Annotated in this window: 23 protein-coding genes and 1 pseudogene; 20 read left to right on the top strand and 4 right to left on the bottom strand. The window is 66.7% G+C overall.

Features of this window, described 5'->3' with window-relative positions; all coding sequences use genetic code 11:
* Positions 1-28: 28 nt before the first annotated feature.
* Positions 29-2,188 (bottom strand): transglycosylase domain-containing protein, encoded by a 2,160-nt coding sequence (locus tag GTK09_RS01325; RefSeq protein ID WP_312869543.1) that lies wholly within the window; start codon positions 2,186-2,188, stop codon positions 29-31.
* Positions 2,189-2,373: 185 nt separating this feature from the next.
* Here GTK09_RS01325 and GTK09_RS01330 point away from each other — a divergent pair, with 185 nt between their 5' ends.
* The 18 genes and pseudogenes from GTK09_RS01330 to GTK09_RS28235 form a co-directional block, all read left to right on the top strand.
* On the top strand, positions 2,374-2,928 hold the full coding sequence (locus GTK09_RS01330) for a YcgN family cysteine cluster protein (RefSeq protein WP_163460674.1): 555 nt from the start codon (positions 2,374-2,376) through the stop codon (positions 2,926-2,928).
* 143 nt (positions 2,929-3,071) lie between these two features.
* A complete protein-coding gene (locus GTK09_RS01335; RefSeq protein ID WP_163460675.1) occupies positions 3,072-3,515 on the top strand; it encodes a hypothetical protein in 444 nt (147 codons plus the stop codon).
* Entirely contained in the window at positions 3,505-4,851 is a 1,347-nt protein-coding gene (locus GTK09_RS01340; protein WP_163460676.1) for a DNA-packaging protein, read from the top strand. Before GTK09_RS01335 ends, GTK09_RS01340 begins: the two co-directional genes overlap by 11 nt.
* 138 nt (positions 4,852-4,989) lie before the next feature.
* The gene (locus tag GTK09_RS01345; RefSeq protein ID WP_163460677.1) at positions 4,990-6,204 is read left to right on the top strand and encodes a phage portal protein; all 1,215 of its coding nucleotides are present in this window, start codon (positions 4,990-4,992) and stop codon (positions 6,202-6,204) included.
* Positions 6,205-6,268: 64 nt separating this feature from the next.
* Positions 6,269-6,688: an HK97 family phage prohead protease gene (locus tag GTK09_RS01350; protein ID WP_163460678.1), complete on the top strand. Its 420-nt coding sequence runs from the start codon at positions 6,269-6,271 to the stop codon at positions 6,686-6,688.
* A gap of 46 nt (positions 6,689-6,734) precedes the next feature.
* Complete coding sequence (locus GTK09_RS01355) at positions 6,735-7,988, top strand: phage major capsid protein (RefSeq protein WP_163460679.1); 1,254 nt, start codon at positions 6,735-6,737, stop codon at positions 7,986-7,988.
* A gap of 89 nt (positions 7,989-8,077) precedes the next feature.
* Positions 8,078-8,635 carry a head-tail connector protein gene (locus tag GTK09_RS01360; RefSeq protein WP_163460680.1) on the top strand — a complete coding sequence of 186 codons (558 nt, stop codon included), beginning with the start codon at positions 8,078-8,080 and terminating at the stop codon, positions 8,633-8,635.
* Positions 8,635-8,967, top strand: a complete 333-nt coding sequence (locus GTK09_RS01365) for a phage head closure protein (protein WP_163460681.1) — start codon at positions 8,635-8,637, stop codon at positions 8,965-8,967. Before GTK09_RS01360 ends, GTK09_RS01365 begins: the two co-directional genes overlap by 1 nt.
* Entirely contained in the window at positions 8,967-9,212 is a 246-nt protein-coding gene (locus tag GTK09_RS01370; RefSeq protein WP_163460682.1) for a hypothetical protein, read from the top strand. The genes GTK09_RS01365 and GTK09_RS01370 overlap by 1 nt, the downstream gene beginning before the upstream one ends.
* A gap of 112 nt (positions 9,213-9,324) precedes the next feature.
* Positions 9,325-9,735: a DUF3168 domain-containing protein gene (locus tag GTK09_RS01375; RefSeq protein WP_163460683.1), complete on the top strand. Its 411-nt coding sequence runs from the start codon at positions 9,325-9,327 to the stop codon at positions 9,733-9,735.
* A gap of 183 nt (positions 9,736-9,918) precedes the next feature.
* Positions 9,919-10,332 carry a phage major tail protein, TP901-1 family gene (locus tag GTK09_RS01380; protein WP_163460684.1) on the top strand — a complete coding sequence of 138 codons (414 nt, stop codon included), beginning with the start codon at positions 9,919-9,921 and terminating at the stop codon, positions 10,330-10,332.
* 2 nt (positions 10,333-10,334) lie between these two features.
* Positions 10,335-10,682: a gene transfer agent family protein gene (locus tag GTK09_RS01385; protein ID WP_163460685.1), complete on the top strand. Its 348-nt coding sequence runs from the start codon at positions 10,335-10,337 to the stop codon at positions 10,680-10,682.
* Positions 10,679-10,939, top strand: coding sequence for a rcc01693 family protein (locus GTK09_RS01390; RefSeq protein ID WP_376767929.1), 261 nt, complete (start codon positions 10,679-10,681; stop codon positions 10,937-10,939). Before GTK09_RS01385 ends, GTK09_RS01390 begins: the two co-directional genes overlap by 4 nt.
* Positions 10,940-10,964: 25 nt before the next feature.
* Positions 10,965-11,540 (top strand): phage tail tape measure protein, encoded by a 576-nt coding sequence (locus GTK09_RS01395; RefSeq protein WP_203560834.1) that lies wholly within the window; start codon positions 10,965-10,967, stop codon positions 11,538-11,540.
* A 2-nt stretch (positions 11,541-11,542) separates the two neighbouring features.
* Positions 11,543-12,178, top strand: coding sequence for a DUF2460 domain-containing protein (locus tag GTK09_RS01400; RefSeq protein WP_163460687.1), 636 nt, complete (start codon positions 11,543-11,545; stop codon positions 12,176-12,178).
* Positions 12,175-13,065 carry a phage/gene transfer agent baseplate hub protein gene (locus GTK09_RS01405; RefSeq protein ID WP_163460688.1) on the top strand — a complete coding sequence of 297 codons (891 nt, stop codon included), beginning with the start codon at positions 12,175-12,177 and terminating at the stop codon, positions 13,063-13,065. The genes GTK09_RS01400 and GTK09_RS01405 overlap by 4 nt, the downstream gene beginning before the upstream one ends.
* Positions 13,062-13,493 carry an NlpC/P60 family protein gene (locus GTK09_RS01410; RefSeq protein WP_163460689.1) on the top strand — a complete coding sequence of 144 codons (432 nt, stop codon included), beginning with the start codon at positions 13,062-13,064 and terminating at the stop codon, positions 13,491-13,493. The genes GTK09_RS01405 and GTK09_RS01410 overlap by 4 nt, the downstream gene beginning before the upstream one ends.
* A 3-nt stretch (positions 13,494-13,496) precedes the next feature.
* Positions 13,497-15,642 (top strand): annotated as a pseudogene (locus GTK09_RS28235) (baseplate multidomain protein megatron); the annotation flags it as partial.
* Positions 15,643-15,864: 222 nt separating this feature from the next.
* Here the strand turns inward: GTK09_RS28235 and GTK09_RS01420 are convergent.
* From GTK09_RS01420 to GTK09_RS01430, 3 genes are read right to left on the bottom strand one after another with little or no spacing between them, the layout of a single operon-like run.
* On the bottom strand, positions 15,865-16,347 hold the full coding sequence (locus tag GTK09_RS01420) for an ImmA/IrrE family metallo-endopeptidase (RefSeq protein ID WP_163460690.1): 483 nt from the start codon (positions 16,345-16,347) through the stop codon (positions 15,865-15,867).
* On the bottom strand, positions 16,344-16,730 hold the full coding sequence (locus GTK09_RS01425; RefSeq protein ID WP_163460691.1) for a hypothetical protein: 387 nt from the start codon (positions 16,728-16,730) through the stop codon (positions 16,344-16,346). The genes GTK09_RS01420 and GTK09_RS01425 overlap by 4 nt, the downstream gene beginning before the upstream one ends.
* Positions 16,731-16,739: 9 nt before the next feature.
* Entirely contained in the window at positions 16,740-16,964 is a 225-nt protein-coding gene (locus tag GTK09_RS01430; protein ID WP_163460692.1) for a DUF6471 domain-containing protein, read from the bottom strand.
* Positions 16,965-17,098: 134 nt separating this feature from the next.
* On the opposite strand from GTK09_RS01430, the gene GTK09_RS01435 reads away from it, so the two are divergent.
* Positions 17,099-18,055 carry an IS1595 family transposase gene (locus GTK09_RS01435; protein ID WP_163460693.1) on the top strand — a complete coding sequence of 319 codons (957 nt, stop codon included), beginning with the start codon at positions 17,099-17,101 and terminating at the stop codon, positions 18,053-18,055.
* A gap of 327 nt (positions 18,056-18,382) precedes the next feature.
* Positions 18,383-18,913, top strand: a complete 531-nt coding sequence (locus GTK09_RS01440) for a hypothetical protein (RefSeq protein ID WP_163460694.1) — start codon at positions 18,383-18,385, stop codon at positions 18,911-18,913.
* Positions 18,914-18,947 lie beyond the last annotated feature (34 nt).

Below are 18,947 nucleotides of genomic sequence, written 5' to 3' on the forward strand. Positions count from 1 at the left end.
CGCCCGGCGCTGGCTTTGAAAATTCGGGCTACTGGCTGCGGGCGGGCGCCGCCGCCCCGGCGGAGGACGCGGCCGACGCCAGCTGTTCGGGATCGAGCGGCTTCATCTGATCGAACTGCTCGGCGATGTCGGCAAGAACATCCTGGGTCTTGCGGGAGAGCGTCTCGGGGGCGGCCGGACCGGAACTGTCCCCACCGGCTTCCGCGACCTTGTCGCTCTTGGCGGGGAAGGGGTTCTCGATGAATGGAATCGGCTTCAGCTCGACGTTCTTGTGGGCCGCCTCCATGAAGCGCTGCCAGGTCAGCGCCGGCAGCGAGCCGCCGGTCAGGCGGTTGGTCGGGGCGAAGCTGTCGTTGCCGAACCAGACGGCGCCGACGTAATTGCCGGTGAAGCCGACGAACCAGCCGTCGCGATAGGACTGGGTGGTGCCGGTCTTGCCACCGACGCGGGTCATCGTGAGCTGCGCCTTGCGCGCGGTGCCGCGTTCGGTCACGCCGACGAGCATCTCGTTCATGTAGCCGGTCGCCTGTTCCGACAGGACGCGCTGGCGGGCGGGCATGTCGTGGCGGGCGTCCCAGAGCACCTTGCCGGACGGGTCCATCAGCTGCTGGATGGCATGGCGGTTGGGGTTCATGCCGCCATTGGCGAAGACGGTATAGGCGGTCGCCTGATCCATCACCGTCACCTCGCTGGTGCCGAGCGCCATGGTCTTGTCGCCGCGCAGATTCGATTCGATGCCCATGGCCTTGGCGGTCTTCACCGTGTTGTCGAAGCCGACCTTCTGGTAGAGCTTGACTGCCGGCACGTTGAGCGAACGGGCCAGAGCGTTGGCGAGCGTCACCCGGCCGGCGAAGGAGCGACCGTAGTTCTGCGGCGACCACTTGCCGATGGTGAGTGGGCTGTCGACGATCGTATCCGACGGCTTCATGCCCTCCTGCATGGCGGTCGCATAGACATAGACCTTGAAGGACGAGCCGGGCTGGCGCAGCGCCCGCGTCGCGCGGTTGAACTGCGAGACACCGTAGTCGCGGCCGCCGACGATCGCCCTGACGCTGCCGTCGGAGGCGAGCACCACCATCGCCGCCTCGCCGACGTCGTAGGTCTTGCCGTATTGGCGAAGGTTGTATTCCACCGCCTCGTCGGCGAGCTTCTGCAGGTCGAGATCGATGGTCGTGCGGGCGGTGAAGTTGCGCTGCTTCATGCCGCTCTTCTGGGCGATGCGCTGTACCTCTTCGAAGGCGTAGTCGAGAAAGTAGTCCGGCGAGGGGGTGGAGGAGCGGTCGATCGCCGTCGCCGGCTGGCGCCGCGCGGCGATCACCTGGCCCTCGGTCAGGAAGTTCGCCTGGACCATGTTGGTCAAGACTTCGTTGGCGCGGGCCCGGGCCGCCGGCAGGTTGATGTGCGGGGCGTATTTCGCCGGCGCCTTGAACAGGCCCGCCAGCATCGCCGCCTCGGCCAGCGAGACGTCGCGGATGTTCTTGCCGAAATAGAACTCGGAGGCCGCCGCCGCCCCGAAGCTGCCGCCGCCCATATAGGCGCGGTCGAGATACATCGCGAGAATCTGCCGCTTGGAGTAATGCGATTCGAGCCACAAAGCGAGAAACGCTTCCTTGATCTTGCGATCGAGGCTTCGCTCGTTGGTCAGGAACAGGTTCTTGGCGAGCTGCTGGGTCAGCGTCGAGCCGCCCTGGACGACGCCGCCGGCCTGGGCGTTGACGGTCATGGCGCGCATCAGGCCCAGGAAGTCGATGCCGAAATGATCGAAGAAGCGGCGGTCCTCCGTGGCGAGCAGCGCCTTGATGAAGCTGTCCGGCATCTCGTCGATCGGCACCGCGGCGGCGCGCAGGATGCCGCGCCGGCCAATCTCCTCGCCATGCTTGTCGAGGAACTGCACCGAATAGTCGCTCTCCTGCGGCAGGCCGTTCCTGGTCATCTTGATCGCCGGTTGGGCGAGCGCGAAGAGAATGACGAAGCCGACGAGGCCGAGCGTCAGCCCCTCGCAGGCGACTTCCACCAGCACCCGGTTGACGCCGCGGGCGCGGAACTTGCGCGAGACGATAGTGACGCCTTCCCACCAGGCGACGAAAGCGTGATAGGCCCGCCAGATGCTCGAATCGATCCAGGCATCGACCTCGATGAGGCGCGAGGGCTGCCGGCGCTTTCGGGGTAGATTCGTCTCGTTCTGCACGGCCCAGCCAATCGTATCGAGCCACGCGCACAGGACGGGCGCGCCGACTGCGCTCCCTCCCACGACCACCATGGCCATTTGCGGCCGCGACTTGTGCGGCCATCGATGTCATCTTACGTCGTCCCCAAGCGCGGTTATAGGTCGAGGCCGCGGAAAATTCTTCAAATTCACCGCATGGTTTCCCGATGTCCGACGGCTTATCCGATCACGATCCCGTGCCCTACTGGAAGGCGAAGTCTCTCGAGGAGATGTCGCCCGACGAGTGGGAGCGGCTCTGCGACGGCTGCGGGCGCTGCTGTCTCAACAAGCTGGAGGACTGGGACACCGGCGAGATCGCCTGGACCGACGTCGCCTGCCGGCTGCTCGACGGCCATGCCTGCCGCTGCCGGCAATATGAGACCCGGCACGAGGTGGTGCCGGACTGCGTCGGCCTGACGCCGGAGGCCGTGCGCTCGCTTACCTGGCTGCCGCCCTCCTGCGCCTACCGGCTCGTTTCCGAGGGGCGGGACCTCTATTGGTGGCACCACCTCGTCTCTGGCGACCGCGACACAGTGCACCAGGCCGGCGTGTCCGTGCGCGACCGGACGGTGAGCGAGGAGGGCATGGAACTGCAGGATTACGAGGACCACCTGGCGGATTGGCCGGGGGAGGACGTGGACGCGCTGGAGGCGGCGGAGGACGATGGGACCGAGCAGGCTGGTCGTGCATCGTCAGAAAAGAGATATGAAAATATTCCTTGACTGCGTGACGGTCGTCGGGTAGGGTTCAAACATCATCGAAAATCTGTTGGCGGCGCCGGGCAACCGGGGCCGCTTTTTCGTTTCCGGTCCGGCGTGGCGGAGTTCGGCTGCGGCGGGGGAGGCGGCTGTGGTTCGGAGAGCGGATGGCGGAGCTTTTGTCGGACCGGTTGTTCGCGCTGCTGATGCGCGAAGTGGAACGTCTGGAGAGAGAGGATAAGGACGACGGTCCTATATCGAGGGCGCGAGTCGACGACGATGCCGGTGCGCCGGCGGCGAGATCGAAGGCGCGGGGGAGCTTCAAGGAGCGGGCCGACGCGCTCAGCCTTCTGACGCGGACGCTGGAGAAGCTGCTGGAACTGCGCGTCCTGGAGGCCAGCGCTGGCCGGGACGACGAGACGGAGACGCTGCGCCTGCGCGAGGAATTCATGCGCCGGCTGCGCTCGCTGGATGCGCGGCGCATCGGCGGGCCGCGGCTGTTTGCCGGTGACGGCGAGACGGATCCGAAGCCAGCCACCGCCAAGACGACGAAGGGGCGCGGCCCCAAGCCGGGGCCGAAGGCCGCCGGCCGAGGCGCCGATGGCGGGTAACGGAGACGAGGAGCCGTTCGGCGAGGACGAGGGGCCACTGACCGACACGGAGTTCTGGAGCGAGACGGACGAGCTGATCGGGCGCCAGAAGGGAGCGGTGCTGGAGCGCTCGGCGGTTCTTCCCTGGATCGACGTTGCTCGCCCCTCGCAGCTGCCGCCGCCGGGAGGCTGGCGGCAATGGCTGATCGTCGGCGGGCGGGGTTCCGGCAAGACGCGGGCGGGGGCCGAATGGATCAGGGCGATGGCGGTGGGCGAGAGCCCGTTCGCCGACCGGCCGCATATGCGGATCGGCCTCCTCGCCGAGACGCTTGCCGACGCCCGGGAGGTGATGATCGACGGGGAAAGCGGGCTTCTCGCCGTCGCCGGCCATCCGCGTCCGGTCTTCGAGGCGAGCCGGCGGCGGCTGGTGTTTTCCAACGGGGCGATCGCGCAGATCTTTTCGTCCGAGGACCCGGACGCGCTGCGCGGCTATCAGTTCGATCTCGCCTGGGGCGACGAGCTGGCGAAATGGGTGCAGGGCGAGGCGTGTTTCGACAATCTGCAGCTGGCATTGCGGCTGGGGAAAAGCCCGCGGGCGCTGTTCACGACGACGCCGCGGCCGATCCCGCTCCTGAAGCGGCTGATGGCCGATCCGCAGACCGCGACGACGCACATGAAGACGGCGGAGAACGCCGGGAACCTCGCGCCGGGCTTCCTCGCCGCGATGAGCCAGCGCTATGGCGGCACACGGCTGGGCCGGCAGGAACTCGACGGCGAGATTCTCAGCGTCCGCGAGGACGCGCTGTTCGACATCGCGCGGATCGAACGCGAACGCTGCGACGCGCCGGGCGAGCTGGAGCGGATCGTCGTCGCGATCGACCCACCGGCGACATCCACGAAGCGATCCGACGCCTGCGGCATCGTCGCGGCCGGGCGGGGCGCCGACGGGACGATCTACGTCCTTGCCGACAAGAGCCGGCGGCGGGCGAAGCCGCATGAATGGGCGGGGGCCGCGATCGGGCTCTACCAGGCGCTTCAGGCCGACCGGATCGTCGCCGAGGTGAACCAGGGCGGCGACATGGTCGAGGCGGTGATCCGGGCGGCAAGCCCCGACACGCCGTTCCAGGCCGTCAGGGCGAGCCGCGGCAAGTGGCTGCGGGCCGAGCCCGTCGCCGCGCTCTACGAACGGGGGCGGGTGCGCCATGCGGGACGGTTTCCCGAGCTCGAGGACGAGATGGCGGATTTCGGGGCGGACGGATTGTCGGGTGGGCGGTCGCCGGACCGGCTCGACGCGCTGGTCTGGGCGGTGAACGCGCTGGCCGGCGGTGGCGAGGCGCCGCGGATCCGGGGGCTTTGAGGGGGAGGGCGTTAGGCGCGGCGGGTGAGCGGTGTGTGCCGGTGAGGCCCGCCGCGCGCCGGGGCGCCCGCGCAGACGGACTACCGGCCGCGCAAATGGCCAGCTTCCGGAACGCATTCCAGAACATCGGAGCGACACATGGGACTTGCGGGAACGATCGCGGGCTGGCTCGGTGCGGCCTCCCGCCCGCCGGGCGAGGGTGCCCTTGCGGCGCCTGCCGAACGGAAATCCAGCGCCACGGTTGCCGGGACGCTGGTCTTTACCGGCGGCGGCGACGGGGGATGGGTCGAGCGCTCCTATGCGGCGCTGTCGCGGGCCGGCTTCATGCAGAACCCCGTCGCCTATCGTTCCGTCAGACTGATCAGCGAGGCGGCGGCGGCGATTCCGCTGCTGCTCCATGACGGTGAGAACGAGGTGACGGAACATCGGCTGCTGGAGCTGTTCAGGCGGCCGAACCCGATGACCGACGGGGCGGCCTTCGTCGAGGCGATCTGCGGCCATCTGCTCCTGTCCGGCAATGCCTATGTGGAGGCAGCGCTGATCGACGGCGAGGTGCGGGCGCTGCATCCGCTGAGGCCCGACAGGGTCCGGCTGATCGAGGGGGCGGACGGCTGGCCGGAGGCCTACGAATACCGGGTGGGGACGAGCGTCCGGCGGATTTCTGCGGAAGGTCCGGGCGGCGAGCCGGCGACGATCCTGCAGCTGGCGCTGTTTCATCCGCTTGCCGACCATCGCGGCTTTCCGCCGCTCGGCGCGGCGCAGAACGCCCTCGACCTCCACAATGCCGCGGCTCGCTGGAACCGGGCGCTCCTGGAGAATTCGGCTCGGCCCTCCGGGGCGCTGATCTACAAGGCCGAGGGCGGCGGCAACCTGTCGCCCGACCAGTTCGACCGGCTGAAGAGCGAGCTCGAGACCGGCTATTCCGGCGCGGCCCGGGCGGGCCGGCCGCTGCTGCTCGAAGGCGGGCTCGACTGGAAGGCGATGGCGCTGACGCCGAAGGACATGGACTTCATCGAGGCGAAGAACGGCGCGGCGCGGGACATCGCGCTGGCCTTCGGCGTGCCGCCGATGCTGCTCGGGATCCCAGGGGACCTCACCTACTCGAACTATGCCGAAGCCAATCGCGGGCTCTACCGTCTGACCGTGCTGCCGCTGGTCAAACGGATCACCGGCGCGCTCGGCGCCTGGCTCGGCGCGCATCTCGGCGAGCCGGGGCTGAGGCTGTCGATCGATCTCGACGCCGTCGAGGGGCTTTCGGCGGAGCGCGAGGCGCTCTGGGCGCGGGTTGGGGCGGCGGAATTCCTGACACGGGGCGAGAAGCGGGAGGCGGTCGGCTATGGCCGGGAGGATTGAGACACGCGGCGCTGCCGCCGCGGCGGGTCACGGTCGCCCGGCCGCGCCAATCACAGCCGTCCGTATGCCGCCGCCGGCACGCTTTTCGGGCTACGCCGCGATCTTCGGCGAGGTCGATCTGTCCGGCGACCGGATCGAGCCGGGGGCCTTCGCCGCCTCGCTGATCGGCCGGCGGGCGAGCGAGGTTCGCATGCTCTGGCAGCACGATCCGGCAAGGCCGGTCGGCCGCTGGATCGCGATCGCCGAGGACCGCATCGGGCTGAAGGTCACGGGCGAATTCGCCCTCGACACGGCCGGTGGGCGAGAGGCGGCAGCGCTCGTGGCGGCGGGGGCGATCGACGGCCTGTCGATCGGCTTTCGCACCCGGCTCGCCCGGCGGGGCAGCGGCGGCGCGAGGCGGCGTCTCGTCACGGTCGATCTCTGGGAGATCTCCCTCGTGACCTTCCCGATGCAGGCGAAAGCGCGGCTGACGGTCATCGCCTGAGCCCGCTCGCATCAATCCGCAGATCCCATCAAAACAGGAGAACGACATGGACGAAACGGCGCGCGCCGGCTTCGAGACGAAGACGGTCACCCCGGAGGTGCGGGGCCTGCAGGACGAGATGATGCGGCTCTTCGAGGGCTTCCGCGAGGCGAACGACACGCGTCTCGAGGAATTCGAAAAGCGCATGGCGAGCGACGTCGTGACCAGCGACAAGGTCGACCGGATCGCCGCCGCCCTCGATGCGCAGAAGCAGACGATAGAGCGGCTGACGCTGAAGGGCATGCGCCCGGCGCTCGGCAGGGAGGAGCCGGCGCGGCGCAGCGAGGCGGCGAGCGAGCACAAGGGCGCCTTCGAACGCTACGTCCGCGGCGGCGACGAGGCGGCGCTGCGGCGCTTCGAGGAAAAGGCGATGTCGAGCCTGACGGGGGCCGATGGCGGTTTCCTGGTGCCGGACGAGACCGAGACGGAAATCGGCCGTCGGCTGGCTTCGATCTCGCCGATCCGCTCGATCGCCTCGGTGCGGACGGTTTCGACGGCGGTGCTGAAGAAGCCCTTCGCGATTTCGGGTGCCGAAAGCGGCTGGGTCAGCGAGACGGCGGTGCGAAGCCAGACGGATGCGCCGCAGCTCGCCGAGCTGACCTTTCCGACCATGGAGCTCTACGCCATGCCGGCGGCGACGGCGGCGCTGCTCGACGACGCTGCCGTCGACATCGACCGCTGGATCGGCGAGGAGGTCGAGCAGGCCTTCGCCGCCCAGGAGGGCGCGGCTTTCGTCAATGGCGACGGCGTCGCCAAGCCGAAGGGCTTCATGACCTATACCAGGGCCGACGAGAGCGCCTGGGCCTGGGGCAAGGTCGGGACGGTGTCGACCGGCGCCGACGGCGGCTTCGTCGAGGGCGAGGCGGCCGATGCGCTGATCGACCTCGTCTATGCGCTGAAGGCCGGCTATCGCCAGAACGCCAGCTTCGTGATGAACCGGCGCAGCCAGGCGGCGGTGCGCAAGCTGAAGGACGAGGACGGCAACTATCTCTGGCTGCCGCCGGCCTCGGCCGGAGGGCGGGCGACGCTGATGGGCTTTCCCATCGTCGAGGCCGAGGAGATGCCGGACATCGCGGCGGGCGTCTCGGCCATCGCCTTCGGCGACTTCTCCCGCTTCTACCTCGTCGTCGACCGGCAGGGCGTGCGGGTGCTGCGCGATCCCTATTCCGCCAAGCCCTACGTCCTGTTCTACACGACCAAGCGGGTGGGCGGCGGCATCCAGGACTTCGATGCGGCCAAGCTGCTCGATTTCTCGGCCTGATCGAGGCTCGGGGAGCCGTTCCTGAGGAACCGACCCGAACAGAGGCCCGGCGCGACCCGCCGGGCCTTTCTCATTTCTGGAGAGCGACGATGACGACGATCGACCTCGGCCTGTCAGCCGAGCCGCTGGCGCTCGCCGAGGCGAAGGCCTGGGCGCGGATCGAGCGCGACGACGAGGACGGGCTGATATCAGGCCTCATTTCCGCCGCTCGCGAGGCGATCGAGCGCGAGACGGGGCTGGCGCTCGTCGCCCGCAGCTTTCGCCTGGCGCTCGATCCGGTGCCGCGCGGCGGCTGGGTGGAGGCGACGCGGCGGCCGCTGGTCGCGGTCGAGAGCGTCACTGCCTATGACGCTTCGGGGAACCCGGTGGCGTTCACCGCGGCGGAGGCGGTCGCCGAGCGGCCGCGGGGGACCGACTGCTTCCGGCTGGCAGGCGCCGTCATCGACGCGGCGGCGAACGGCGTCGAGATCGAATTCACCGCCGGGTTAGCGGCCGGCGAGTGCCCGGCGGATCTTCTTCTGGCACTGAAGTCGATCGTTGCGGCGAGCTACGAGGCGCGGGCGCTGGTCGAGCCGGGGATGCAGCCGGCGCTGCGGCCGGCGCTCGCCGATCGGCTGATCGCCCCCTATCGGCGGGTGCGGATCTGATGGCGCCCTTGTTTCTCGATCCGGGAGTCTTCAATCGCCGCGTCGCGCTGGACGAGCCGGTCGTCGCTGCGGACGGCGCGGGCGGCGGCGAGACGGGCTGGCAGGAGCTGCGCGAGCTCTCGGTGCGCATCGAGCCCTTGTCCGTCGCCTCGCGAGAGCGCTTCGACCAGCGCGAGGCTACCGTGACGCATCGGGTGCTCTGCCGGGCGAACGATGTCGTCGAACGGGGCATGTCGTTCCGGCTCGGCGGGCGGCGGCTGATTATTCTGTCGGTCCACGATCCGGACGAAAGCCGGCGCTATCTCGTCTGCCGCTGCGAGGAGGAGCGCTGATGTCCATGCGGCTGACGGCGAGCGTCCGGCAGAAGCGGCTGCGCAAGAGTTTTCGGCAGCTCGTCGAGGAGGGGCTCGGGCGGGCGAGGGAGGGGAATGCGCCGAAGCGCGCCGGCGACCTGCCGCGCACCTCGAACCTTGCGCGGACGCCGGCCGGCCGGGCTCTCCTGGCGGATCCCTTCGGGGCCGATGCAGGTCTCGGCGGCAAGTCGCCGCTCGATTCGCGAAGGTCGCGAAAAAGTTAAAAATTCGCTCGTTGAACCCGAAGACGGGGAAACCATTTCGAGTTATGTTTCACGGTGACAAGCAAAGTGAACGCTGGCGACGTGCACTGGCAAGTGAAGGAGGGCGAAAGCGATGGCGCATCCGAGCGCTGAACTCCAGCAGTCGATTTTTTCCGCGCTGACCTCCGATCCGTCGCTGACGGCGCTGCTCGGCGGACCGAAGGTCTTCGACCGCCGGCCCGAGCGGGCGAACTTCCCCTATCTGACCCTCGGCCGGACGGCGGTGGTCGACTGGTCGACCGGCAGCGAGGACGGGGCCGAGCACATCCTCACCCTGCATGTCTGGGCGAAGGGTGGCGGCAAGGCCGAAACCTACGCGATCATGGACAAGGTTGCCGAAAAGCTCAACGACGCGACGCTGCCGATGGAAGGGCACCATCTGGTGAACCTTCGGCTGCAATTTGCCGAAGCGCGGCGCGAGCCCGACAGCGCGGCCTATCACGGCATCCTGAGGTTCCGCGCGGTGACCGAGCCGCTTGCCTGAGGAGAGCGGCAAGGGCTGCGGACGTTTAGAGACGCGCTGAGTGAAGGAGCGCGGTTGAAGCCTGCTGGCCCATTCTCGGCCAGACATCGAACGATCTTTCAGGGCGGTCCTTATCGGGCCGCCCTTTTTCGTTGCCGCGGCGGGATGTCGCCGTGTCCACCACAGCTTGAACGGGACGCACGGATGAGCGCGCAAAAAGGCAAGGATCTCCTCCTCAAGATCGACGCGGACGGGGACGGCAGTTTCACCACGATCGCCGGCCTGAGAAGCCGGCGGATCGCCTTCAATGCCGAGACGGTCGACATCACCGATTCCGAAAGCGCCGGGCGCTGGCGGGAGCTTCTCGGCGGAGCGGGGGTGCAACGCGCGGCGCTGTCGGGCGCCGGCATCTTCAAGGACGCTGCCTCGGACGCGACGCTCCGGCAGGTGTTCTTCGAATCGCGGATTGCGGCCTTCCAGGCGGTGATCCCGGACTTCGGCAAGGTGACCGGGCCGTTCCAGGTGACGTCGCTCGAATATGGCGGCGAGCACGACGGCGAGGTGACCTTCGAGGCGACGCTGGAATCGGCCGGCGCCCTGACCTTCGAGGCGATCTGACCATGGCCGTCAATCGCCGGCGGGGCGAAGTCGCCGCCATCATCGACGGCCGGGAGCGGCGCTTGTGCCTGACGCTCGGTGCGCTGGCCGAACTGGAAGACGCCTTTTCCGCCGACAATCTCGGCGAACTCGCCAGTCGCTTTCGCGGCGGGAAGCTTTCGGCCCGCGATCTGACGCGGATCGTCGGGGCGGGCTTGCGCGGCGCGGGCGAGGCGGTGTCGGACGCGGAGGTTGCGGCGATGCACTTCGAGGGCGCGGCGGCGGGAGCGGCGGCGATCGCCGTCGAGCTTCTGGCGGCAGCTTTCGGTGGAGACGGGGAGGCGGCCGGCAAGGGCAACGCAAACCCTTGAACGGCGCGCCTGAGGGCGCGCTTGCGGGCAGCGGGCGGCCTCAGACGGATGGACCCGCGGCCTTTCCATGGGACGAGGCGATGGCCGTGGGCTTCGGCGTTTTGCGGCTGTCTCCCGAGGCCTTCTGGACGATGACTCCGCGCGAACTTTCCAGCGCGCTTTCGCCGCCTCGCCAGGTCGGCGCGGCCGCGCCTTCGCCCGCCGAGTTGTTCGGGCTGATGCGCCGCTTTCCCGACGCCGACCGGCAAGGCTCATGACACTTCTTTCACCGGGAACGCAATCATGGACGAGGACGAGACCTTCACCGTCGCGATCAAGGCGGACACCAGCGGCCTCGACAAGGCGCTCTCCGACCTTTCCGGCAAGGCCGACCGGTTCGGCTCGGCCTTGACGTCGGCCTTCGCGGGCGCCGTCACAGGGGGACGCTCCTTCGAGAGCGTGCTGCAACAGCTCGCCGCAAGGCTCTCGACGATCGCGCTCGACGCGGCGCTGAAGCCGCTGGGCAATCTCGCCTCGAACGCCGTCGGCCAGCTGTTCTCGGCCCTTGGCGGCGGCGGCGCGGGCGATGGCGGGGGCGGCGGCGTCCTGCCATTCGCCAAGGGTGGGGTCGTCGCGGCGCCGAGCTATTTTCCGGCCGGCGGCCGGGTCGGGCTGATGGGCGAGGCCGGGGCCGAGGCGATCCTCCCGCTGTCGCGCGGGGCCGACGGGACGCTCGGCGTCGCCGCGCCGCGCGGGCAGGGCGGGTCGACGATCGTCTTCAACGTCTCGACCCCGGACGCCCCGAGCTTCAGACGCGCCGAGGCGCAGATCCAGGCGATGCTGACCAGGGCGGCATCCCGCGGGCGAAGGGGCCTTTGACCATGGCGATCGTCGCCTTCAGCGAAGAGCGCTTTCCCCTGCGGATCGCCTTCGGCACCAGCGGCGGGCCGGAGCGGCGCACCGACATCGTCCGGCTGTCGACCGGCTTCGAAAAGCGCAACCAGCGCTTCTCCCGCTCCGTGCGCCGATACGATGCCGGCTCGGGGCTGAAGAGTCTCGCCGACCTCGCCCTCGTGGTCGATTTCTTCGAGGCGATGCGCGGCCGGCTGACCGGTTTCCGGTTTCGCGACCCGCTGGACCATGCGTCGGCGCGCTTCGGCATGGCCGTCTCGCCGACCGACCAGGCGATCGGCACGGGCGACGGCGAGACGCGGAAATTCCCGCTCGTGAAGATCTATGGCAGTGGCGAAGGCGCCTATCACCGGCCGATTGAAAAGCCTGTCGCCGGCTCGGTGAGGATTGCCGTCGGCGGGGCCGAGACGGCGGCGGGGCTATCGATCGACGCCGTGACCGGTGTCGTCAGCTTCACCGACCCGCCCGCCGTGGGCGCGGCGATCACCGCAGGCTTCGAGTTCGACGTGCCGGTGCGCTTCGACATCGACCAGATCGCCGTCAACATCGCCGCCTTCGAGGCCGGCGACATCCCGACCATTCCGCTCATCGAGGTGAGGCCATGAGGACGCTCCCCGCCGAACTCGCGGCCGCCGTCGAAGGCCCGGTGACGACGCTGGCCCATTGCTGGCGGCTGACCCGGAAGGACGGTCTCGTCCTCGGCGTCACCGACCACGACGAGGCGCTGGAGTTCGACGGCACGAGGTTCGAGGCGGCGACGGGCCTGACCGCGAGCGAGGCGGAAGCCGCGCTCGGCCTCGGTGCGACGACAGGCGAGGTGGAGGGCGCCTTGTCCGCAGCCTCCATCGAGGAGGCGGACATCGCGGCCGGCCGGTTCGACGGCGCGACGATCGAGACCTTCGTCGTCGACTGGCAGAACCCGCAGGCGCATGTGCGGATCGACCTGTCGGATCTCGGCGAGGTGCGGCGCGGCGAGACGGCCTTCACGGCGGAGCTGAGGAGCGTCGCCGCCAGGCTCGACGCGGTGCACGGGCGGATCTATCGCCGGCGCTGCGACGCGGTCCTCGGCGATGCGCGCTGCCGCTTCGATCTGTCGGAGCCGCCCTTCACGGTGGAATGCGCTGTTCATTCCGCCGGCGAGGGATGGCTCGTGACGCAAACGTCCCTTGGGGCACCGCCCGACCGCTACGGATATGGCCGGCTGACGATGCTGGACGGCGAGGCGACGGGCCTTTCCGCCGACGTGTCCTCGGCGGTTACGGCGACGACCGACCGGGTCCGCATCGCGCTGTCGTCGCCGATCGTCGCCGCCATTGCGGCGGGTGATCGCTTCCGCCTCGTCCAGGGCTGCGACAAGCTGTTCTCGACGTGCCGCGAGCGCTTCGGCAACCACCTGAACTTCCGCGGCTTTCCGCATATTCCCGGTACGGATGCCAGCCTTCAGGCGGCCAAGTCGGGGGACGTCCACGACGGATCGCCGGTGGTGCCATGAGCGAGACGATGCGGGCGTGGGCGCTGGAGAGCGCCAGGAGCTGGCTCGGTACGCCCTATCGCCATCAGGGCTCGGCGAAGGGCATCGGCTGCGACTGTCTCGGGCTAATCCGCGGCATCTGGCGGGAGCTGCGCGGCGTGGAGCCGGAGGAGCCCGGCGCCTATTCCACGACCTGGAGCCTTCGGTCCGGGCCGGACCGGTTGATGGCGGCGGCGGAGCGGCATCTCTTGCCGGTCGACATGTCACAGGCCCTGCCCGGCGACGTCCTCTTGTTTCGCTGGCGATCGGGCGCGCCGGCGACCCATTGCGCTATCGTCGACGAAAGTGGGCGCATCATCCACGCCTATCAGGGCGCGAGCGTCGTCTCGACGGCGCTGCCGAACAGCTGGCGCGGCAGGATCGCCGGTGCCTTCCGATTTCCGGAGTAGATCGTGGCGACCATCGTTCTTCAGGCGGCAGGCGCCGTGATCGGCAGTTTCTTCGGCGGCCCGATCGGTGCGGTGATCGGCCGTGCCGCCGGGGCGCTGGCGGGCTCGGCGATCGATCGTTCGCTGTTTTCGCAGACATCGTATTACGAGGGCCCGCGGCTCGAGGCCGGCCGGGTGATGACCGCCGACGAGGGCGCCGGCATCGCCCGGGTCTACGGCACCGCGCGGGTGGCCGGACAGGTCTTGTGGACGACCCGATTCGAGGAAGAGACCGAGACCGAACGGCAGGGCGGCAAGGGGGGCGGACAGTCGAGCGAGGTCACCACCTACAGCTATTTCGGCAATGTCGCGGTCGGGCTCTGCGAGGGGCCGATCGCGGCCATTCGCCGGGTCTGGGCCGACGGCGAGGAGATGGACCTCTCCGACATCGAGCTCAGGGTCTATCTCGGCGACGAAGAGCAGCTGCCCGATCCGCTGATCGAGGTGAAGCAGGGGGCGGGGAAGGCTCCCGCCTATCGCGGTCTCGCCTATCTCGTCTTCGAACGCCTCGCTTTGGAGCGATACGGCAACCGGATCCCGCAGATAAGCTGCGAGGTGCTGCGCCCGATCGGCCGGCTGGAGGAGGAGATCCGCGCGGTCACCGTCATTCCGGGGGCGAGCGAACACGGGCTCGATCCGGGGCGTGTGCGCGAGGAACTGGCCGAGGGCGAGGATCGGCTGATCAACCGCAACGTCCTTTACGGCGACAGCGACATCGAGGCCTCGATCGACGAACTCCGGGCGCTCTGTCCGAAGCTCGAACGGGCCGCGCTGGTCGTCTCCTGGTTCGGCGATGATCTGAGGGCCGGCCATTGCCGGATCCGGCCGAAGGTCGAGGTCCACGCCCGCCATGAGAACAAAGACTGGCGGGTGAGCGGCCTCAGCCGCGGCAATGCCGAGGTTCTCTCCCGCTTCGACGGTGGCCCCGCCTTTGGCGGCACACCGAGCGACTCAGGCGTCCTGCAGGCGATCCGAGCGCTCAAGGACCGCGGGCTGAAGGTCACGCATTATCCGTTCCTGCTCATGGACGTTCCCCCGGGCAACGGCCTGCCCGATCCCCATGGCGAAGCCGAACAGGCGGCCTTTCCCTGGCGCGGGCGGATCAGCCTCGACGTGGCGGTGGGGCGGGCGGGCAGTACCGACGGAACCACTGCTGCCCGCGCCGCCGTCGCGGCTTTTCTCGGCACGGCCGGACCCGGGGACTTTTCGGTCTCGGGCAGCCGGGTGAATTATCACGGACCAGACGAATGGTCCTATCGGCGGATGATCTTCCATCACGCCCATCTGGCGGCGGTGGGGGGGCGCCGACGCCTTCGTCATCGGCTCGGAACTGCGCGGCCTGACCCGCATCCGCGACGACGAGGGCCGCTTTCCCTTCGTCGAGGGGCTGATCGCCATCGCCGCAGGGGTGAAGGAAATCCTGCCGGACGCCGTCGTGACATATGCCGCCGACTGGAGCGAATATTTCGGCTATCATCGCGACGACGGCTCCGGCGACGTCTTCTTCAATCTCGACCCGCTCTGGGCCTCGCCGGCGATCGACGCCATCGGCATCGACGACTATCTGCCGGTCACCGACTGGCGGGGCGACGAGGAAGACACCGGCGCGCCGTCGATCTACGACCGCAAGGGCCTTGCGGCCGGCATCGCCGGCGGCGAGTATTTCGACTGGTATTATGCCAGCGAGGCCGGTCGGGCGGAGAAGATCCGCACGCCGATCACCGACGGGGCTCATGGCAAGCCCTGGGTGTTCCGCCCCAAGGACCTGGTGTCCTGGTGGTCGAACCCGCATTTCGAGCGCCGGGGCGGCGTCGAGCTCGCCGAGCCCACGGCGTTCGTGCCGATGGCGAAGCCGATCTGGCTGACCGAGCTCGGCTGCCCGGCGATCGACAAGGGCGCCAACCAGCCGAACCTCTTCGTCGATCCGAAATCTTCCGAGAGCGCCCTGCCGCACTTCTCGGACGGCAGCCGCGACGACCTCGTCCAGCGACGCTTCCTCGAAGCCCATCTCGACCACTGGACGCCCGGAGCGGCGGGGTTCTCCAATGCCGCCAATCCGATCTCGCCCGTCTATGGCGGGCGGATGGTGCCGGCGGATACGATCCACCTGTGCGCCCTTATGTAGCAGATGCACCAAGCGAGCGGATGACGTCCTCGATGGCCTTCCACTTGCTGGGCGGGCAAGGCTTCACACGTGAATTGGCATTATGGCGGTTAGGCGCAGATCTGACTGGCAGACCCATTTCTGACTTCACATGCGCGATCCAGCACGTCTGTGGTGTAAACCCGTGCTCGCGCTTCACGTAGTCTTGGATTTGACCGTATGTCGGCATCATGTTGGATGGCCGAGGCGGATGCCCATGGCGATCTCGGATACCTGCAGCTTGTGAGCCAATTCCGGTACCGACGTATATCCCTGTTTAGTCAACGCCTCGATCAGCGGAAGCGGCATCAAAAGATCGGCGGCGAACCGGTTCGCTTGCACCTCGACCCAGTTAGAGAGTCGGTCAGATCGAAGGAGATAATTTTCGGTTACGCCTTCGCCAATACGATCACGGTGCAGCACATAATGCCCGATCTCGTGCGCTGCTGTGAACCTTTGGCGGACGTATGCTTCACCGTCATCAACGAAGATAACGAAGCCAGATTCCGTCTCGTAAGTAGGACTGCGCTCGATCATGCCAGAGACGCCCTCTGGCAAGCTACGCTCATAGATCGCCAAGCCCAAGCGAGTCGCCACCTGATCAATATCGACAGGCGCGACAGCAAGCAGATCATCGATCTGCGCCCTTATGCGTGCCGGAATTGAAGTCATTTTGGTTGCTCTTTCGGGTCTCGCTTGAATGTGTCTTCCTGAGGCTGCGGCTGTGGCGGTGTTACCATCACCAAAGTGCGCTCGCGGATCTGCTTTTCAACCTCTTCGGCGATTGACGCTTGGATGAAGGCTTTGCCTTCCGCAGTTTCTATATAGGACTTTATTCTCTCTTCGGCAATCTTTTCAGCTGCGCGCCGTGCGCCAAACCAGACCACCGCGAGGCCGATAAGGCCAAGAACGCTGATGCCAACAGACAAGAATGTAAGCCAGAAGTTTGCCGCGTTCAGAACTGTGTCGATCGAACTTAGAGCTTTATCGGCAAGCTCGGCAGCTTGAGCTTTTTCAGCTTCAAGCCCGTCTTTCATTTCCTGTATGGAAGCCAAGAGCGAATCTCAGTCGACGGACAAAGTTGCGATCTTTAGAGCAGATAAAATCTGCAATAGAAACCCAGCCGTGAATTTTCCTCGGCTGACTTTATTCCGTAGGTTGCGCTCGTTCTCTTCAACTCCAATCTCGCGAAGCCGCTCGACAAGCTGCGCATATGTCACGCCGCGCCGGGCCATTTCGCCCCGGATGATGCCCTTTGCCTTTTCTTCCCAGTCCGTCCGTTCGACCATGGTTCTCGCTCCTAGTTTACGTCGGAGCGGTATAATCGATTATAGGGCGCATGTCATCATTTAAGGTGCAAAAGCTCTTGACACGATGACAATTTGTCATCATATCTAGTGCACACGCACTGGAAACGATGACGATGGCCCAACACTTCCTCCTCTCCGCAGCCGCCCGCACCCTCTCTCTCCGCGCCATCTACAAGGCCGGCGAGGAAAAGGCTTACGAGACGTTCAAGGCAATCCGTTGGGCTGAGACTGGTGGCAAGGCCGTTTGCCCGCGCTGCGGCTGCGTCGATACCTACGAGATTACCACCCGCCGCCGGTTCAAGTGCGCCGCTTGTCATCATCAGTTCTCGGTGACGAGCGGCACGATCTTTCATTCCCGCAAGATGGGCTTTGTCGACCTCCTGGCAGCAATCGCGCTGTTCGTGAATGCCGTCAAAGGCGTCTCCGCTCTCCAGATGAGCCGCGACCTCGATTGCCAGTACAAGACGGCTTTCGTGCTTTGCCACAAGCTGCGCGAGGCCATGGCGAACGAAACCGCCGGATTCACCCTCGACGGCGAGGTCGAGATCGATGGCGCCTACTTCGGCGGTTCGATCAAGCCTGAGAACCGCAAGGAAGACCGCAAGGACCGCCGCTTGAAGGAACATCAGACCGGCACCCGCCGCGTTGTCATCGCCCTTCGCGAGCGCGCTGGCCGCACCCTGACCTTTGTTCGCAACTTCGAACACGAGGGCGTCGAGCTTGCCCGCCAGTGGGTCGCCAAGGGCGCCAAGATGTATGCCGACGAGGCCACCCATTGGGACGTGCTTGAAGCGTTCTTCCCGACCGGCCGCATCAATCACTCGGAAGCCTACAGCGATTTCGACGGCAAGCACACGAACAACGCCGAGTCCTACTTCTCCCGCCTCCGCCGCATGGTGCGCGGCCAGCACCACGGCGTGTCGCACAAGTACCTCCACCAGTACGCCGCCAACGCCGCATGGTGCGAGGATCACCGCCGCCGCGATAATGGCGCCAACGCTTTCGCGCTGGTCGGCAATGCGGTTTTGTCGCCGGTCAGCCGGGCATGGTGTGGGTATTGGCAGCGTTGAGTTGTATATGTCACACGTTTGGCGCTCGTACACCACGTGGAACCGATTCGTGTTGACATCTGTTTACGCCTTGCTTACCTGGGTAGCATCTAATGGCGGTTAGAACGAGGCACCCCAACAAGGAGGTTGAGGATGCAGTCGCGTACGCTGAATCACAAAAATGGACCTTTCGGAAAATGGGGCATTGGGGTCGCTTGTTTTGTTCGCAAGCGGATCGCGACGGCTGCCAATTTGGCGTCAGCGGCACCCCGCGAGATGGCGATGTCCATGCTCGCCAAATAATCCGAGCGGTAGATAGATGCCCACACCAACTAAGGGAGCATGACAATGAAAACATTTGAATTTAGTGTTATCGCTTCTGGTCTTGACCCTAGCGCAGATGACTACGAATCCCGCTTCTACGATCATGGCTGCGACGACGCTTTAGTCTCCTTTCAAAAGGGCCATACGATCGTGGATTTTGCGCGAGAAGCTGAATCTATCTCTGACGCTATTTCGTCGGCGGTCGCGGATGTGGTTCGTGCCGGTGGAACAATTAATAGGATTGAACCAGATCCTCTTGTGAGCCTTAGTGACATAGCTACCCGAGCTAACATGAGCCGGGCCGTCGTTACTCAGTACGCAAAAGGGAATCGACGCGCAGCTTTCCCTGCTCCTGTGGCTCGTGTCACTACCAGTAGCCCATTGTGGGAGTGGGCCAGTGTTGCTTGCTGGCTTTGGAAAGAGGATAAACTTTCAAAAGCCGACGCGATTAATGCTCAGGCTGTGAAAATAGCTAATGGTTTAGTTCAGACTGGGAACTTGGAACTTGATTGCGTCTTGAACGATCGCGTCCGAGAATTCGAACACAATTTATAAAAGAAAGCCCCGCTCCGGCTGGGCTTTCTTGCCT

Origin of the sequence: Jiella pacifica (assembly GCF_010500815.1) — a bacterium.
Classification (GTDB): Bacteria; Pseudomonadota; Alphaproteobacteria; order Rhizobiales; family Rhizobiaceae; genus Jiella; species Jiella pacifica.